Below are 17,338 nucleotides of genomic sequence, written 5' to 3'. Positions count from 1 at the left end.
TTGTATATCTTGCAACTATTTATAATAAAAGAATAGCTTTATCAGGACTTTTATTCTTTAATCACAACTTAATATACAAACTATACAAAGATCTTTTATATTTTGTAATTCTCCAATATCTCTCTTCAGATTCTTGACTAAGTTTTTTTGCTACTTATGCTCTTTGTATTGTTTTGTAGTAGTTGGTAGCCAAACTTCTCAAGCAATTGAAACTTGTTTTATAACAGCTCTCTTTCCTTAAAACTGCAGTATCCTTTGTCTGTCATAATAATGTGATCCTCTAGTTCAATTCCCACTCCTTGACATGCTGATACTAATTCTCTAGTCATTACTTTATCATCTTCTGATGGTTCTAAACTCCCTCCTGGATGGTTATGAGCTAATATTATTGACGCTGCTTCCATTGATAACGCCTTTTTTACCACTTTCCTTTCAGATAGGTGTACCTCATCTATTGTACCAAAATACACTTCATCTCTTATAAGACGGTTCTGTTTATCCAAGTATATTATCAGGACAGCTTCTTTTGCTGAAAAGCCTATGTTTACCCTTACATACTCTATCAGCTTTTCTTGGCTATCCATTACCGGGCCTCTCTTTAAACCTTCTCTTAGTGCCCTCTTGTAAGCTTCTTTTACACATTCAATTGCTGCAGCTGCATGTTCGGTCATTCCTTCTATCATTTTCAGATCATCGATTTCTCGCCCTAAAATTTCTCCTATTCCTGGGCAATTATCCATTAGAGTTTTAGTAACATCTTGTGCTTGCTTTCTGTCGTGAACTGCTCCTAGAAGTACTGCCACTATTTCGCGATCAAATAGAGCACTTCCTCCTCCACTCTGTAATACTCTCTCTATTTCTTCTGTAAGTTTTTCACTATTATTCATAAAATATACTCCTCGTTAATAACAAATTGTTTTTAATTATTTACTGCTGTTTTTTATCAGCATTGGCATAAAGCCATAGCTTCCGAGTGAAGTCAAATCAATTTTTAAATCTTTTTTACTTATTTTTTCATGAATAGGAAAAGATATTAATATATATATTTATTTTCAAGTTATGTAAAAAGGTTGTTGTTAATCAATTATTCTAGAAATAACATCAGTAGAAAAACCTAACTGAAGTAAATTATTTGTAACTTTCATTTCCTCTACTTTATCAATCTTCTCTTTGTAAATTTGCTTTCTTTGCAAGAAAAATTCTACCCATATATTTAGCTCATCTCGTGATTCCTGATTGTCAATTTTTCTATATTCTCTTGCCAAACTTAATAATTCACTTTCTCCTTCGCAATCACTTTCTTTGTACTCCTTTATTAGATCTTCAGCATCTACTGACAATTCTCTTGCTATCTCCCACAACCTTTCACTTAAAAGAGTAACGTTACCTTGTTCATAGTGATGTATCTGTGAGGGCCCTACATTAAGCTTTTTTGCTAATTCTTCTTGCGTATATCCTCTTCCATTTTTTTATCTCTTGTCCTCCGTTTGGCTCGTATCTCTCTTTATCAGCATATTCTTCAGTTGATAAGCCTGTTGCTCGATAGATAATGTCATTATCAAACCCTGCCTTAACTAGATTCCTTGCAATTCTTATTCTTGCTGCTTTTATATTACTTTCTTCCTCAGCTCGGATAGATTTGGTTAATGCATAAATTGCTTTGTGTCCTCCTGTTTTTTCTATAAAATTATACATTTCCTCGGTCTTAGCTTTCTCGAAACAACTACTTTCTTTTAGTACTTTTCGCCCAGGAAAGAGATTTCTAATAGGAATTGATAACGCTTCTGCTATCACTTTTAGCCTTTCAATTGGAATGCCACATGTTCCTTGCTCATATCTTAGCAGCGTATGATAGTTTATGCCTGTTTTGCCTACTAAATCCTTCAGGGTATATTTTCTCTTTAATCTCCAGCTTCTTGCTCTTTGTGCTATTTGGTACCTTATGGAAACAGTAGTATACTTTGCCATACAGAAATAGATATTATATAGGTTAATACTACCAAATAAAGATATACAAAAACTTTTATGTTTGAATTTTAGTTGAATATTTCTTCAGAATTGTGTATAATTATTAATGCTTTCTAGGTTAATTTATCATGGCTCTTTCTAAGTTTCTCGATCCCAAGAATGATATATCGTTTAAGCGTATCTTTGGTACTGAAAAAAATAAAGATATCCTTATTCACTTTCTTAATGATATTCTTGGCTTCACTGGCAAAAGTACAATAAAGGATATAGAGTTTTTAAGTACTATTCAAGACCCTGATATTGCTTCTAAAAAACAAAGCATTGTTGATGTTCTCTGTAGAGATGAAAATGGGCTGCAAGTGATAGTCGAAATGCAGGTCGCTAAAACCAAAGGCTTTGAAAAACGTGCCCAATATTACGCAGCTAAAGCTTATTCAAGACAAGCTAGTAAGGGTGATCAATACCATGACCTTAAGGAAATTATCTTTATTGCTATAGCAGATTGTATTTTATTTCCTGATAAGTCTGAGTACAAATCAAAGCATACTATTCGTGATGAAGATACTAATGAACATGATCTAAAAGATTTTTACTTTATATTTATTGAGTTACCTAAATTTACAAAAACCAAGGAAGATCAGCTTTCAAGTATAGTCGAGAAATGGATCTACTTCTTTAGATATGCAGACGAAACTAGTGAAGAAGAGCTAGAGAGAATAATAGGAAGTGATCTAATAATTAAAAGAGCTTATGAAGAACTAAATAGATTCAACTGGTCAGAAAAAGAATTTATTGCCTATGAACAAGAGATCAAACGTATTCGTGATGAACAGGCTGTCCTTGCTCAAAAACTCGATGATGCCACTCAAAAAGGTAGACAAGAAGGTAGACAAGAAGGCATCCAAATCGGCCATCAAAAAGGTAAAATTGAAGGTAAAATCGAAGTAGCCAAAAACTCACTCAAGGCCGGTGTCTCTATAGATGTTATCGCTCAAATTACCGGTCTCTCTCATTCTGAAATTTTACAACTCAAGGAAAAAACATAATTATTCACTTCAACATTTATGAAAACCTTCTCTAAGTTCGACATATCACCTAATTAAGAATCTAGTGAACTATCTAAAACAGCTATGAAGATTGCACAAAGAATTATATAAATTACTATCATAACGTTACCCAAACTTCTATATCAAAGCTACGTGCTGTAAGTTCAATATGGAAAATACATTAATCACTTAGCATTTAATGTCTACTTCATCCATTTTAGCATTAAGACTATCAAACTTGCTACTGGTTGTTTCCCTAATTATTTTGGCTACCTTCACTTTAAATTTCCCACTACTTGGCATATTACCTCTTATATTATAACCTACCTATTGAGATTACCTCCAAGCTTGGTTACTCCTATCTCAGAAAGACAAGTTGATACTTTGTCCTTTGAATGGCCTTGAACGGAAGCATTACTTAAATAACTTTGAGGCTCTAAATTCATTTGCTTTGCACCATCAACTTCTAATCTACCATCTCCGTTGTGTAATATCCGTTGTATTGATCGATTTAGTACAACATTTAGCCTGCTATTAAACTCTACCATAAACTTGTCAAACTTCTTCGAACTTAACTTACCAGGACATCCTGCTTCTCTACTAGGACATGCTTTCTCTAAATACGAACTTAAAACTCCTGAGATCTCATCAAATTTACCACTCATGATTTTTCCTGTAACTTCTTTCTGTATTTCCACAAAATCAATATTTAATCGATGCATTGATACACCACTTTTTAATCCAGCTTGCTCTATTACTTTCTTAAATACCTCTGTAATATTGAGTGCATAGCCCTGTGCTTCTAGTTGAGATATAGACTGATCTGCTGTAGAAATATATTTCTGACCTGTAACTTTTCTAATGAGCACATCAAGTAACATTATTGTACCATTTACATCCATTTTTGCATCAACTTGTGAGATTGGACTTTTAGTACTTGATACTACTTCAGGTAACTCAGAACCTAATAACCCACTCACAGAGCTTCTTATCCAACCAAATAAATCATTTATCCATGAAGACGTTCGAGTAGCACTATTTGTAATTTTTTTGTTTATATCAATAATACTTTCCTTACTTAGTTGATTTGAAATAGAAGTTAGTTTACTAGACCTAGTTCGAGGATTTGGTATAGTCTCTACTTCACCATGTCCAACAAATACCGATCTTTTTCCTCTGATTGAACTAGAATTTTCTGCTTTCAACGAACTATTTGTTATAGTCAGAAGGAAATGTGGTACATTCTTACCATAACGCCCTAACTTTTCATTATAATTGTCTATGTTGTAACTAAGATAGGCAGACCAATCAGGATCTGTCATAACATTATGAATTGTTTGAGTTGATATCGTACATTTACCACACCTAGGAAAATCTTCTAACTCTCCTGTTTCACGATTTATTTTATAAGTAGCCAGAAATTTTATGTCTTCTCTGAATGCTTGATAGATATTTAACGCCTGATTAGCGAAAATTTCCCTACCCCTAGATAACGCTGTAATGACGTGAGGCTCAGCACAGTTGTTGTAATCCCAATGAGTCAGCCTATCATCAAGGCTATTAATTAGCTCAACAAGCTCGTTTCCTTTGTTCAGGTACAAATTAACTTGTTTTTTTAGATCATCAATTTTCTGTTCTCTCAGATAGCCCTTGAGGGTTCGTACTTCTTTTTGCAACCCTTCTAGTTCCTTGATTTTATTTTCTTGTCCTGTACTTTGTTTAATATCTCTTCCTAACTCTTTCATTCTATCTTGATATTGTTTAATCTTTTTATGTAAATATTCTACATAATTGGTATTCACTTTTTCTAGATGTTCTACCATTTTTCTGCTTAAATCACCCTTATCTATCATCACATCCTTTCCTAGAGTTGCCTTCAATTCTTGAACCACACGCTCCCTCAAATCCACCCCCAAACCAGGTAACATTTTAGATAAATCCTCTGCACTAATATTATTCAACAATCTTGCATTATCCCTTTTTATATCCTCTTGAACTTTATTAATTGCTGTGATAATCTCTAGATTACGAACAGGATCATCGCTTGCACTTACTTCTCTATTAGCAATATACTTATTATTTTCTAGGTATAACTCATCTAGTGGCTCATAGGCCTTGAATTTATTATGACGATAGAACGCTATAAATCCCTTACCTTTGTTTCCTGAAAATCCAGCTACTGCATATCTATCAGTCATTCCTACAGCAACTGCTCTGTTGGGAATCATGGCATTGTCAGCACTACTGCTCCCTGGTGTACTTCTGAGTTTACTCATATATGAATCAATAGCATCGTCTGCAATTCGCTTAGACAATAATTTTTTTTGTTCATTAATCTCTAACCTTTTTTTAAATCCTGATTTTCGGTAAAAAGATTTACCAATCAGCCAATTTTGATTGACCATAGCCATTTGACGAACTATGGAAAAATAAGTGCTGGGGTTACTCATATCCAGTCCCTCATTCAGCTCAGTAAGCATAAGTGATGGCACAGACACTCCCAGTACCTTCAAAGCCATTTTTCCGGCAGCGTAAGGTACGTACCTATGATTGTGTGTCCCCTCAAGAAGACTATAACCACGATTACGACCCATTCCCTTTGCTATATCCTTAAAACCCCTACGCGCAGATTTAAAAAAGCTTCGTGCAAACACCGGCAAATTAGTAGCATCATCAAGTGCTTGTAGTCCACCATAATATATTCCAGGCTTTGAAAAATCCCACTGATTGTCAAATCCACTCTTAACAAATGACCCCACACTGAAAGCTCCACCACCACTAATGAAAGCACCTCTACTCAAACTAGAACTTAACTTTCCGTAAGCTATTCTAGCACCATGGATTCCAGCCGGTATGCTAGAGCCTAGTGCAAACCCATGAAACCCTGCATTCCATGTTGCAGGCGATCTATAATCCCACTTGCCAGGATTCCATTCATTATTAGCACTACTCATACTTAAATACGCACCACCAGTACCTAAGGCAGTAGTTGCGCCGATAGCTGCTAGGCTCGATGCACTTACAGAGAAACCTCCTATCGTAGTAAGAGAAGTTGTAGATAATCCCACAGTAGCAAAACCAGAGGTAAACACACCTACAGATCCAGCAAATCCTACCGGTACAAATGCTCCAGCAATTCCTCCACCTGTTATACCAAGCCAAGTCTCTTTACTTTTAAAATCCCATACCGTAAAATCCCATCTATTATTCGCTGCAGCTCCACCTAAATACCCTCCTGCTGTAGCTCCAGCTATAATAAATGGTAGAAGAGCCAAAAAGGCAAGCTCTCCATCTGGATCAACCATTGATACCGGTGAGTTACCAGCATATTTGTATGGACTAAAGTACTGCTCCTTCGGATCAATCTGATAAAAACGGCCAATACTCGGATCATAAAATCTTGAATGGTAGTTATATAAACCTATTTCTTCATCCCATTCTTGACCAGTATAACGATATGAAATTTGACCTTCAGGATCACTTTCGTACTTACGCATTAAATTACCATATGGTAAGTAATCATACGCTGCTACAACTTCATCACCCTTTACCACTAACCTTATTGAGCCTTCATGGTCAGTTATTACATTATAAAACTCATTATTCCTAATAAACCCAAACAACCCTCTCGGACCATAGATGTATGCTGTTACTGATACGTCTGGTCTCAAACCTCCAGCAATATAAGTAACTTCCCTTTCTACTAATGCTCGACCAAACTCATCTCTTATATAGTGTATTTCTTTTGTTGTTTCCCCTGCTTTATCATATACTCTCTTTAGTACACGTTCACCACGTGCATCATAGTAAAATTCTAATGTTCTACCGTCAGTTAATTTTATTTTTGTAGCACGATTTGATACCGGATGATAATCAATCTGCTCAATACCTTTATGCAAAGCCTGAATTACATTTCCTCGACTATCATGTTTCATTAAAAAATTTTGTTTTCTTTCAGATGAAGCAAAAGATTGAAACTTCACATTGCTAACTTGGTTGGTATTATTACGATAGCCAATCTCGTAACGATCAAATCCAGTATAAAAATGACCATGATTACCATTTGCATCTATACTATAAGACTCAACATCAAACTCTGCTTCACCAAGCCGTTTAGCAAAATGTTCCGATAAAACACTAACTATTTCGTGAACATATGGCTGATACCGCTCCAGTACCTCATTAAACTCTTTTGCAAAAGGATTCTTTAAGTATCCCTTCTCTTCTAACATTTTCACAATCTTATTTGCATTTGCTTCCTCAATACTACCCCACCTTACAAATGCATCTCGCAAACTTACCTTCAATGATGATAAATCCCGCTTTTGAGCAAAATATTCAATCAATATCTCTTCCAGAGGTAACTCATACCATCCATAATCAGCATTAACACTTTTAAGATCATCAAGCAGTGTGCCTTTAATAAAAGATTTTCCCCTTTTACCATGACCTAAAGATAGATCAACTTTTTCATTGTCTTCTATCAGATACCAAGACTCTTTCAATCTCTCCCAAATATCACGTGAGGCTGTTTCATTCATTCTAGGAATTTCTCTAGCAAAACTATCAGGCTGCAGCGGCATAGGCGCTTCCTTACCTACAAAATACTTGGCCTTAGTCAACTCTTGATAATTACCATAATCATAGCTATGTCCATATTCTCGAGGAAATCCTTCTCTTCCCAAGGTGTTTTGAATGTGACGACCAGTCGAACCATACCTGCAAATAATTGGAAGCTCGTTTCTCAAGGTAAAAGAAACTTTTGTTTGATGCCCATTGTCATTCAAATAACCTTTTTTCTTTAGCTCGCGAAAACAAAATGCTGATTCTTCAGAAGTGACATATTCACTTACAAATGACTTCTCATTCAATCCAAGTTTACTATCATCACAACTCTCATGCCAGTTCGCCTTAAACTCAGTGCGTGTAATAGTTCCATCACCATACCCATAACCACCATAACTACCATTGGTATAGTAAACCCTCTCCGTTAAAAATCTATCTTTTAGTTCAGTTGGAGAGTAGACCGGCGGAGCTTCCCCACCAGTCTCTCGCAGAACTGTACGTAAACCTCTCAATTTATACAGCTCCCGTTATTCAGCCTTTTGATCCCAATCCTAGTGTCCAGTGATAGAAAATATTTGGAGACCTCTTTCTCACTTTTGCTAGAAATTGCTTTGCTAGTCTTCCATGATTTCGAAGTTTCTTATATTTGGCTCTGACCCATCCTACTAGGTGCCACTCTACATTTCTAAGAGATGGATACATCTCTGATTTATAAAACCTGCCATAGTACTGATACCAGCCTCGGACTATAGGATTTATTTTCTTTGATATTTTCTCTAGTGTTGTATATGTTTGCCTACGTATTTTCCATGACCTTATGGTTTGGTTGATCTTCTTCTTGGCTTTGTTGCTAATTGCAGGTAGAAATGAGACAAAATAGTTTCCTATTTTATTGTTCTTTGCCAGTCTAGGTCTGAACGTGTAACCCAGAAAGTCAAAGCTCTGTATTGGAAACACATCTCTCCTATTGTCATCCTTACAGTACACTATTTGTGTCTTTTCAGGATGTAATTTTAGCTTAAACTCAGCCAATCTTTCTTCGATCTTGTCTTTTATGAATTTTGCCTGTTTCTGGGTTTTACAGTGCACCATTGCATCATCTACATATCTCTCAAATGGTATTGTTGGGTAGTTTTGCCTCATCCACATATCAAATGCATGATGCATAAATATGTTAGAAATGATTGGGCTTACAGAACCTCCTTGTGGAACTCCCTTATTCCTAACTACCTTACTGCCATCTGCTAGTTGAATCGGGGCTTTCATCCACCTTTCCACGTACAGTATGACCCACTTGCAATCTGTATGCTTCTTGATAGTTTGCAGTGCTAACACATGATCCAGATTGTCGAAAAATCCAGAAATATCAAGATCTATCGTCCAATCACTTCTCCAACATCTCTTACACGCTGTACTTACCGCATCCAGTGCAGACTTGTTTGGTCTATAACCATACGAATCTTCGTGAAATTCCGGCTCTACTAACGGTTCGAGATACATAGTAGCTGCTGTTTGCCCTATCCTGTCGAATACTGAAGGAACACATAAAGTTCTTTGTCCTCCTGTATCTTTTGGTATCGCAACAGCTTTTACTGGTTCTGGAAAATAACTTCCGGATGACATCCGATTCCACAGTTTGTATAGATTATCTTTTAGATTTTCTTCAAACTTTGTTATCGAGACCTCATCTACACCTGCCGCACCTCTGTTTTTGGATACTTGTTTATAAGCTTTCCAAATCAGTTGCTTTGGTATGTCAAAAGATTTTGTTTTATTCATTAACTCTTCCCTTTCGGTTGATAAATAATTAAAACTAAATAACTCAGCCCCTTCGCTCCATTTCCATTACAAAAACTTCTTCACTACTACGAGCTAATCCGCCCCTGTTTTTCGCATCAGTACTCTCTTCCTTAGAGTTCAGCTCCTTGGACTTCTCCCTTATCATCGAAACGACAGGTTCCCATAGTTCCACACAATAGCCTGAAATAGGTTCATGCCACCTATATGCCGGATGCCACCTACCCAGTAGACAAGTTCCCGATAGGCTTATCCCAAGTTACTTTTTCTCCCCTGGTTTTGACATCATCGCATTACCTTTCGACGTGTAATCAGTGGTTCACTTGCGTTCATCTCTCTATTTCACACATGACGCATAATTACGCCTTTTCCATAACGCTCACTACCTTGGCTCTTTACCAAAGCAGCTTATGGTTGTTTGAAGCCTGCTCTTGTAAACCGGCTCCGAGGGGCCCACCCTCATCTATTGTGCAGCTTTCGCACTTAGTTTGCTCTTTCCTGAACATTCCTTGTGTCTCTACGGCACACAAAAAGCATTAATAATTATACACAATTCTGAAGAAATATTCAACTAAAATTCAAACATAGAATGAAGCATCCCTTTTGTATATCTTTATTTGGTAGTATTAACCTGTATAATATTTATGACAAATACCTCGATAAGGTACCAGATAGCACAAAAAGTAAGGAGCTGGAGGTTAAAACAAAAATATACCCTGAAAAACTTAGCAGACAAGGCAGGCATAAACTATCATACACTGCTAAGATATGAGCAAGGAGCATGTAGCATTCCAATTGGAAGGCTAAAAATCCTAGCAGAGTCGTTATCAATCCCTATTAGAAATCTCTTTCCAAGACAAAAAGTACTAAAAGAAAACAGTTGTTTTGATAAAGCTAAGACCCAGGAAATGTATAATTTCATAGAAAAAACAGGAGGACGCAAAGCAATTTATATGTTAACCAAATCTGTCCGAGCTGAAGAAGAAAGTAATGTAAAAGCAGCAAGAATAAGAATTGCAAGGAATCTAGTTAAGGCAGGGTTTGATACTGAGGTTATCTATCGAGTAACAGGCTTATCAATTGAAGAATATGCTGATAAAGAGAGATACGAGCCAAACGGAGGACAAGAGATAAAAAAATGGAAGAGGATATACGCAAGAAGAATTAGCAAAAAAGCTTAATGTAGGGCCCTCACAGATACATCACTATGAACAAGGTAACGTTACTCTTTTAAGTGAAAGGTTGTGGGAGATAGCAAGAGAATTGTCAGTAGATGCTGAAGATCTAATAAAGGAGTACAAAGAAAGTGATTGCGAAGGAGAAAGTGAATTATTAAGTTTGGCAAGAGAATATAGAAAAATTGACAATCAGGAATCACGAGATGAGCTAAATATATGGGTAGAATTTTTCTTGCAAAGAAAGCAATTTTACAAAGAGAAGATTGATAAAGTAGAGGAAATGAAAGTTACAAATAATTTACTTCAGTTAGGTTTTTCTACTGATGTTATTTCTAGAATAATTGATTAACAACAACCTTTTTACATAACTTGAAAACAAATATATATTAATATCTTTACTTATTCATGAAAAAATAAGTAAAAAAGATTGAAAAATTGATTTGACTTCACTCGAAAGCTATGGCCTTATGCCAATGCTGATAAAAAACAGCAGTAAATAATTAAAAACAATTTGTTATTAACGAGGAGTATATTTTATGAATAATAGTGAAAAACTTACAGAAGAAATAGAGAGAGTATTACAGAGTGGAGGAGGAAGTGCTCTATTTGATCGCGAAATAGTGGCAGTACTTCTAGGAGCAGTTCACGACAGAAAGCAAGCACAAGATGTTACTAAAACTCTAATGGATAATTGCCCAGGAATAGGAGAAATTTTAGGGCGAGAAATCGATGATCTGAAAATGATAGAAGGAATGACCGAACATGCAGCTGCAGCAATTGAATGTGTAAAAGAAGCTTACAAGAGGGCACTAAGAGAAGGTTTAAAGAGAGGCCCGGTAATGGATAGCCAAGAAAAGCTGATAGAGTATGTAAGGGTAAATATAGGCTTTTCAGCAAAAGAAGCTGTTCAGATAATATACTTGGATAAACAGCACCGTCTGATAAGAGATGAAGTGGTGTGACCCGGAAGTCATGAAATTGTGATGGTTAAATTCCATCCGCCATAACATCTGGCTGAAATTGTAGTCCACATTTTAGGAAATTGGCAAACACCTAAGGTGCGAGCATGGGCTAAAAGGGAGTAATGTTAAACCTTATAATAAATTCTCCCAAGAAGAGTCAGGTAAGGTTACGAAAGAAACTTATGTTTGAATTGTCGTTACTGTGAATATGTGAAATAAGGTTGGTACACATAGACCAAAAGGTATGGAGAATAAGGATGATTAGAATCGGTTCGTTTAATCAAGATGTTTCCGATCTCCCGGCAAAAAATAAGAACCTAAATCTGACGCGAAACGGTTTCATGGAACGGAGTAACCACATAGAAGCTCTTATTATACTTTGTAATAAGCAAGTAGCCAACTGCAAGCTTCTATGTTGGAAGGATTGTCTAAAAAGCTAATGCCTAAAGTAATGCTTAGGATACGCAGACGTGGACACTGTAACTTGGAGGGTAAAGTTATGAATAGTAGTGAATATGTTATGAGCCAACAAAAAGTTAGGTATGAATGGAATGAAGTTCCTTGGCGCAAGCTAGAAAAGTCTTCATTTAAGCTACAAAAACGAATTTACCGAGCTTCTAAATGTAATGATATCAAAAAGATGCATGACCTTCAGAGATTATTACAAAAATCGACAAGTGCTAGGATGATCGCTGTGAGAAAGGTAACTCAGGACAATAGAGGAAAAAGAACTGCAGGTATTGATGGAAAAGCTAACCTTAATCAAAAAGAAAGATTGCAATTGGCAAAATCCTTAGATATAAGGGAGAGAGCAAAGCCATCAAGGCGCATTTGGATTCCAAAGCTTGGAAAAAGTGAAAAACGTCCATTAGGGATACCAACAATAACAGATCGAGCAAAACAAACACTTGTTAAGATGATGCTAGAACCAGAATGGGAAGCAAAGTTTGAGCCCAACATTTATGGTTTTAGACCTGGTAGATCATGTCATGATGCCATTGAAGCTATATTTCAAGCACTCATCAAGAAAACAGTATTTGTTTTAGATGCTGATATTTCTGGGTGTTTCGATAATATAAATCATCATATACTGTTAGAAAAACTCAATACCACACCAACTTTAAGGAGGATAGTAAAAGGATGGTTGAAAGCAGGTGTGATGGAAAATAGGATATTTCAACCATCTAGAAGCGGTACAATCCAAGGAGGGACAATTTCTCCATTACTGGCATGTATTGCTTTACATGGGTTAGAAAATTATCTGAAAGAAATAATGGCAGAGGAGCTAATTAGCTACAGGAAAACGAAACCTGGCAGAACATGTAGGGAAAATGCGAAAAGATCACTCAGCGTAATCACTTATGCAGATGATTTTGTAGTACTTCATGAAAGTGAGGAAATTGTTTTGAAAGCAAAAACTCTGATTGAAGAATGGTTAAAAACTATTGGATTGGAGTTGAACCCTTCAAAAACAAGAATTTCTCATACTCAAAAATTCCTGAAAGAAATAAAACCAGGTTTCAATTTTCTTGGTTTTACAATACGGCAATATCCAACAAAACACAATAAGATGTCATACAAGTCTATCATCAAACCAAGTCGTAACTCTATAGAACAACACTCATTAGTCATTAAAAGTAAGCTAAAGAAAATGCGTGGTGAATCACAAGAAGCAGTAATAAGTCACCTTAATCCAATTATTCGAGGATGGTGTCAATACTACGCTTCGGTGGTATCATCTAAAGCCTTTGGTGCAATGGATAATACAATGTTTAGAAAACTTTGGAAATGGGCAATGTTTAAACACCCAAACAAAGGAAGATGTTGGATCAAAAGAAAATACTTCAAGAAGTATGGTAACGATAAATGGCGATATATGACAAGTAACGGAATGCGTCTTATTAAACACGGAGATCATGACATTAAACGACATGTCAAAGTGATTGGAGCCAAATCTCCATATGATGGAGACTGGACTTATTGGGGAAAGCGTATGAGTAAAATACTTGATAAATCACCACAAACAATAAAACTTCTGAAGATGCAACAAGGTAAGTGTGATTGTTGTCAACTTTGGTTTAAGAATGGTGATATCTTAGAAATACATCATAAGGACCATAATAAGCAAAATAATACAATCACAAACTTATCTATGCTACATGGACATTGTCACGATAGTTTACACAGAAGTATGCATGAAAAGCGCCAAGCTAGAGAGAAGCCGTATGAAGCGAAAGTTTCACGTACGGTTTTGAAGTCGAGTGAGGAGGGGCAACCTTCTTCACTTAGATAACTATTTTGGTACAATAGATGAAGTACACTTATCTGAAAGGAAAGTGGTAAAAAAGGCATTATCAATTATTCAAATCTTTTCTTCATGCTGTCGATTCTTCTTTCTTATGACCTTTTTGGACTATTATGGGAAGGGCTATAGTACTCCCAACCAGAACTTCACTTTCAGCCAAATAAAAACCCAAAACTTCTTTTCTGCCATTTTGCTAATATGTTATACATACATTTGCTTACACAATACCCGTCCTCCTTGACCTTAAAAAACCATGAACACTATTGGATATACAGATTGCAGCGGACGACTGCGCCATTCGTTGATTACCGGTAACAATTTGTCAGTAATACTTGATATCTCTGCTGCAGATATTTTATATTTCTTCTACATGCGATGCTATATCCCATGCCACTGGCATATGTACTTAAAACCTTTGCTTCAAGTTCGTTTGTTTGCCTTTTTCTGACTACTTGTAGCTCGAAACTTCCTTCTCTATCTCTTGGTGTCAATAGTTCAAATACTTGTCCGTAAAGTCTTTGAATTTCTTCGGTTGTTTTCTTCGCTTTCAGCCGACAAATGGTTTTCTATCTCGCCTTCCCTCTAGCAGTTTTTTTATAAATGGTGTTAATGCTCCATCTCTTCCTGTCAATGGTCTTGTATCTTGTAAAAAGCATCTAATGTTTTAAGCTTAAGCATTAGATGGAGAAGAGAAGAACTCTGTCAGTGGTCTTAGATATAAAATCTGTAAGGTAGATAAGAGTTCTCTTCTCAAGAGTACAGGCTGGACGGTATCGTAGAAAAACCTAAATGGTTCTAATTCTGTATTCACAAGACTAGCCTTACTTTTCATTTTTAATGGTAACGCATGGGGTTATATATGATCAACAACTTTTTAGGTATAGATGTATCGAAAGATCGCTTTGATGTTTTTCTCTCGTTCATAAGCAAAAAAGGAAGATGTGAAACTAGAAAAAGGAGTTTTAAAAACGAGGATTCTGGGTTTCAAGGTTTACTTAGCTTTCTACAAAAACATAATGTAGAAGAAGTAAAAGCCTGCATGGAGGCTACTGGTTGTTATAGCGAAGCTTTGGCTGAGTTTCTGCACAACGCTGGACATTCTGTTAGTGTTGTAAATCCTTATTGCATAAAATCTTATGCAAGGAGTAAGCTGATACGACAAAAGAATGATCAGACCGATGCAGAAGTTATTGCTGATTATTGCCAAAGACAGGAACCTTCTAGTTGGACACCACCTTCTCCTGAAATGAAAAAATTAAAACATCTTTATCGTTGCTCAGTTGCGTTAAAAGATGAGTTAACATTAGTAAATAACCACTTAGAAAAAAAAGAGAGACTGCTTAAAGAAGTTGCAAGTGCTTGGGAAGACCTTGCAATGAATATAGCTCAAAAAATAGAAACAATAAAAAACTCCGTACGTGAACTATTAAATCAACATAAAGAATTGTTGGAAAATTTTCAACTTCTATTGACTATTCCAGGAATAGGAGAAGAATCAGCAATAGCTATTTTAGCTGAAGTTCCTGACATAGAGGTTTTTAGAGATGCCAGGCAATTGGCAGCATATACAGGAGTTATACCACGAAATATGACGTCAGGTTCCTCTGTATATGCCAAACCCAGATTAAGTAAATCCGGTTCACAAACATTACGTAAAGCACTTTTCTTTCCTGCTATAGTAGCTAAGAATCACAATCCTATCATTATTAGTTTTTGCCAGAGATTAAAGGAAAAGGGTAAGCATAATATGGCTATCGTTGGTGCTGCAATGCGTAAGCTACTCCATATCATTTTCGGTGTTCTAAAATCCAAAAGTGCTTTTAATCCTGACCATATCAAGAATTACAGGGCAAAGCGGTTGGAGGAGAATTTAGTACTTTAAAATCAAAAAATGCGTACTTTCTATCTTATGTAAAATAGCATTTTACACAAATTTATTTAATGTAGTTGGTTAGTGTATATGTTGATAGAAAGTATTTTTTGATTTCGTAATACAGCTTAAGATTCAATTTCTATAATTTTCTTGTTGACTGACAAGACGGTATCTTCCTTCTCGTATAGACGACAGGATATTTGTTTCTAATTCTTTATAATCTACCAAACCGGTAGTTCTGTTTACTACTTTCTGACTCATTGTCAAACCTCCATTTTTTTATATCAATTTATTACTTTTTTTTCGGTTTGACACAGTTTATTTAACACTCCCTAGAGGAGCCGTATGAGGCGAAAGTCTCACGTACGGTTCTGAAGTCGAGTGGGGAGAGGCGACTTTTCCCACTTAGATAACATTTTCTGTTTTAGCTGTTCGATGTCTTGATCATTTTCAGTTAAATTTCTCGTCCTTCTTTGTAATTCAACTTCAAGCCTTTTAATTTTCCCTTCTAGGGTTTGCATTTCTCTGGTAAGTTCACTTACTTCTTCGTAATACTCTTCTACTCTTTTCTTATAGTGTTTTTGTAACTCTACATTTTTTTTAAGATCAAAATTTTCTTGTTGTAGATTTTCTATTTTACTTTTCAAACTATCTATTGCTTGATTTTCTTCATTGCTAATCTCAAATACCTCTTCAGGAAAATCTTCAAATTCACAAGATGAATTGCCTTCAAGGTCGTTACTACCAAATAAATTATATTGTACTACCTGCTTTAAACTAAACATACCTATACCCCCTACTAAAATAAACAAGTAATATATTGTATGCGCTATATATCATAAATACAATCAATTTGAATATAATCTATTTACTAATTCGTATTGTGAATTTTTATAGAGTAGGCTTAGGTGTAAAATATTATAATACCATTAAAGCAGGTGAATAAAGCACAGTCTTTTTGAGAGGATAAATTTAATGAAAAGACCATACTAATTAGTGTTATAAGGAATTGAATTATTGACTCTTCTGAAATTGCAAAAAAGGTCATATATTTGTGAGAACACGTTGCGTAAAAATAAGGTTATAAAAATAGAAGATTTAAATTATTTCCATAAGCTTGAGCAAATTAGTTCGTATATAAATTTGGTGAAAGTAGGCTAAAATAGCTAGTTTCGTGTTGTATTAAAATTACTATAAAGGAAAGTTCGCATAGGTTGCGTGGTAAACCAACTCATCCCAAAACAAACAGTTATCACGCTTGCTGATTTTAGTTATCGGAAATGGCTGTATTGTTTCAGTTTTGAGTAATATGTAAAGTTGAATTAGTACTTAAAAATAGAAAGAGTACATTGCAGTAAAAAAACAGAAGTGTTTTTGCAAGTACTGGCTTTAGTTTTAAAAATACAAACTAAAATAAAATGCTAAAAAGTTCTTGCTCTGCTAGATCTTTTTAGCTATAATGTAATTCAATGTAAAGAGTACATGGGGTGTTAGATGAATTGTATTATGTACATCATTCAGAAAGCAATCCTGGCTTTTTTAAGAATATATCTAGTTTAGTAAGAAATCAAAAGAAAGGCGCACTGTAATCAAAGTTACTTAGGATTACCGTAAAGTTTCTACAGCAAATTGGTTTGGTACAG

14 protein-coding genes and 1 pseudogene are annotated in these 17,338 nt (G+C 35.5%); 6 read left to right on the top strand and 9 right to left on the bottom strand.

The window, feature by feature from the left end; translation table 11 throughout:
* Positions 1 to 218: 218 nt before the first annotated feature.
* From ONG75_RS00935 to ONG75_RS00925, 3 genes are all read right to left on the bottom strand, one after another.
* Positions 219 to 887 (bottom strand): JAB domain-containing protein, encoded by a 669-nt coding sequence (locus ONG75_RS00935; protein ID WP_264375522.1) that lies wholly within the window; start codon positions 885 to 887, stop codon positions 219 to 221.
* Positions 888 to 1,076: 189 nt separating this feature from the next.
* Positions 1,077 to 1,406: a transcriptional regulator gene (locus ONG75_RS00930; RefSeq protein ID WP_264375547.1), complete on the bottom strand. Its 330-nt coding sequence runs from the start codon at positions 1,404 to 1,406 to the stop codon at positions 1,077 to 1,079.
* A gap of 16 nt (positions 1,407 to 1,422) precedes the next feature.
* A complete protein-coding gene (locus ONG75_RS00925; RefSeq protein ID WP_264375521.1) occupies positions 1,423 to 1,968 on the bottom strand; it encodes a helix-turn-helix domain-containing protein in 546 nt (181 codons plus the stop codon).
* A gap of 128 nt (positions 1,969 to 2,096) precedes the next feature.
* Between ONG75_RS00925 and ONG75_RS00920 the strand changes: the two genes are divergently transcribed.
* Positions 2,097 to 3,014, top strand: coding sequence for an Rpn family recombination-promoting nuclease/putative transposase (locus ONG75_RS00920; RefSeq protein WP_264375520.1), 918 nt, complete (start codon positions 2,097 to 2,099; stop codon positions 3,012 to 3,014).
* A 323-nt stretch (positions 3,015 to 3,337) separates the two neighbouring features.
* Here the strand turns inward: ONG75_RS00920 and ONG75_RS00915 are convergent, their stop codons facing one another.
* The 3 genes from ONG75_RS00915 to ONG75_RS00905 are packed head-to-tail and all read right to left on the bottom strand — an operon-like array spanning position 3,338 to position 9,552.
* On the bottom strand, positions 3,338 to 8,092 hold the full coding sequence (locus ONG75_RS00915; protein ID WP_264375519.1) for an RHS repeat-associated core domain-containing protein: 4,755 nt from the start codon (positions 8,090 to 8,092) through the stop codon (positions 3,338 to 3,340).
* Positions 8,093 to 8,111: 19 nt separating this feature from the next.
* Complete coding sequence (gene ltrA, locus ONG75_RS00910) at positions 8,112 to 9,359, bottom strand: group II intron reverse transcriptase/maturase (protein WP_264336129.1); 1,248 nt, start codon at positions 9,357 to 9,359, stop codon at positions 8,112 to 8,114.
* Between the two features lie 43 nt (positions 9,360 to 9,402).
* Positions 9,403 to 9,552 carry a hypothetical protein gene (locus ONG75_RS00905; protein ID WP_264336130.1) on the bottom strand — a complete coding sequence of 50 codons (150 nt, stop codon included), beginning with the start codon at positions 9,550 to 9,552 and terminating at the stop codon, positions 9,403 to 9,405.
* 469 nt (positions 9,553 to 10,021) lie between these two features.
* Between ONG75_RS00905 and ONG75_RS00900 the strand changes: the two genes are divergently transcribed.
* The 4 genes from ONG75_RS00900 to ltrA (ONG75_RS00885) all read left to right on the top strand — a co-directional run bounded on the left by ONG75_RS00900 (position 10,022) and on the right by ltrA (ONG75_RS00885) (position 13,810).
* Positions 10,022 to 10,558 carry a helix-turn-helix domain-containing protein gene (locus ONG75_RS00900; RefSeq protein ID WP_264375518.1) on the top strand — a complete coding sequence of 179 codons (537 nt, stop codon included), beginning with the start codon at positions 10,022 to 10,024 and terminating at the stop codon, positions 10,556 to 10,558.
* A 16-nt stretch (positions 10,559 to 10,574) separates the two neighbouring features.
* Complete coding sequence (locus tag ONG75_RS00895; RefSeq protein WP_264375546.1) at positions 10,575 to 10,904, top strand: transcriptional regulator; 330 nt, start codon at positions 10,575 to 10,577, stop codon at positions 10,902 to 10,904.
* A 187-nt stretch (positions 10,905 to 11,091) separates the two neighbouring features.
* Positions 11,092 to 11,517 (top strand): JAB domain-containing protein, encoded by a 426-nt coding sequence (locus ONG75_RS00890; protein ID WP_264375517.1) that lies wholly within the window; start codon positions 11,092 to 11,094, stop codon positions 11,515 to 11,517.
* A 439-nt stretch (positions 11,518 to 11,956) separates the two neighbouring features.
* Positions 11,957 to 13,810: a group II intron reverse transcriptase/maturase gene (ltrA, locus tag ONG75_RS00885; protein WP_264375516.1), complete on the top strand. Its 1,854-nt coding sequence runs from the start codon at positions 11,957 to 11,959 to the stop codon at positions 13,808 to 13,810.
* A gap of 157 nt (positions 13,811 to 13,967) precedes the next feature.
* Here ltrA (ONG75_RS00885) and ONG75_RS00880 read toward each other — a convergent pair.
* Positions 13,968 to 14,483, bottom strand: a pseudogene (locus ONG75_RS00880) (transposase); the annotation flags it as partial.
* 198 nt (positions 14,484 to 14,681) lie between these two features.
* Here ONG75_RS00880 and ONG75_RS00875 point away from each other — a divergent pair.
* Positions 14,682 to 15,704, top strand: coding sequence for an IS110 family RNA-guided transposase (locus tag ONG75_RS00875; RefSeq protein WP_264375440.1), 1,023 nt, complete (start codon positions 14,682 to 14,684; stop codon positions 15,702 to 15,704).
* Positions 15,705 to 15,827: 123 nt separating this feature from the next.
* Here the strand turns inward: ONG75_RS00875 and ONG75_RS00870 are convergent, their stop codons facing one another.
* Positions 15,828 to 15,956, bottom strand: a complete 129-nt coding sequence (locus ONG75_RS00870) for a hypothetical protein (RefSeq protein WP_264375441.1) — start codon at positions 15,954 to 15,956, stop codon at positions 15,828 to 15,830.
* 98 nt (positions 15,957 to 16,054) lie between these two features.
* The gene (locus ONG75_RS00865) at positions 16,055 to 16,480 is read right to left on the bottom strand and encodes a hypothetical protein (protein WP_264375515.1); all 426 of its coding nucleotides are present in this window, start codon (positions 16,478 to 16,480) and stop codon (positions 16,055 to 16,057) included.
* Positions 16,481 to 17,338: the final 858 nt, after the last annotated feature.

It is taken from the genome of Wolbachia endosymbiont (group B) of Sphaerophoria taeniata (assembly GCF_947179355.1).
Taxonomy (GTDB): Bacteria; Pseudomonadota; Alphaproteobacteria; order Rickettsiales; family Anaplasmataceae; genus Wolbachia.
This window is presented reverse-complemented; position numbering and strand designations above follow the sequence as displayed.

Coding starts and splice junctions, on each gene's coding strand:
- ONG75_RS00935 (WP_264375522.1), bottom strand. CDS start 887: ATGAATAATAGTGAAAAACTTACAGAAGAAATAGAGAGAGTATTACAG.
- ONG75_RS00925 (WP_264375521.1), bottom strand. CDS start 1,968: ATGGCAAAGTATACTACTGTTTCCATAAGGTACCAAATAGCACAAAGA.
- ONG75_RS00920 (WP_264375520.1), top strand. CDS start 2,097: ATGGCTCTTTCTAAGTTTCTCGATCCCAAGAATGATATATCGTTTAAG.
- ltrA (WP_264336129.1), bottom strand. CDS start 9,359: ATGAATAAAACAAAATCTTTTGACATACCAAAGCAACTGATTTGGAAA.
- ONG75_RS00900 (WP_264375518.1), top strand. CDS start 10,022: ATGACAAATACCTCGATAAGGTACCAGATAGCACAAAAAGTAAGGAGC.
- ONG75_RS00890 (WP_264375517.1), top strand. CDS start 11,092: ATGAATAATAGTGAAAAACTTACAGAAGAAATAGAGAGAGTATTACAG.
- ltrA (WP_264375516.1), top strand. CDS start 11,957: ATGCCTAAAGTAATGCTTAGGATACGCAGACGTGGACACTGTAACTTG.
- ONG75_RS00875 (WP_264375440.1), top strand. CDS start 14,682: ATGATCAACAACTTTTTAGGTATAGATGTATCGAAAGATCGCTTTGAT.
- ONG75_RS00870 (WP_264375441.1), bottom strand. CDS start 15,956: ATGAGTCAGAAAGTAGTAAACAGAACTACCGGTTTGGTAGATTATAAA.
- ONG75_RS00865 (WP_264375515.1), bottom strand. CDS start 16,480: ATGTTTAGTTTAAAGCAGGTAGTACAATATAATTTATTTGGTAGTAAC.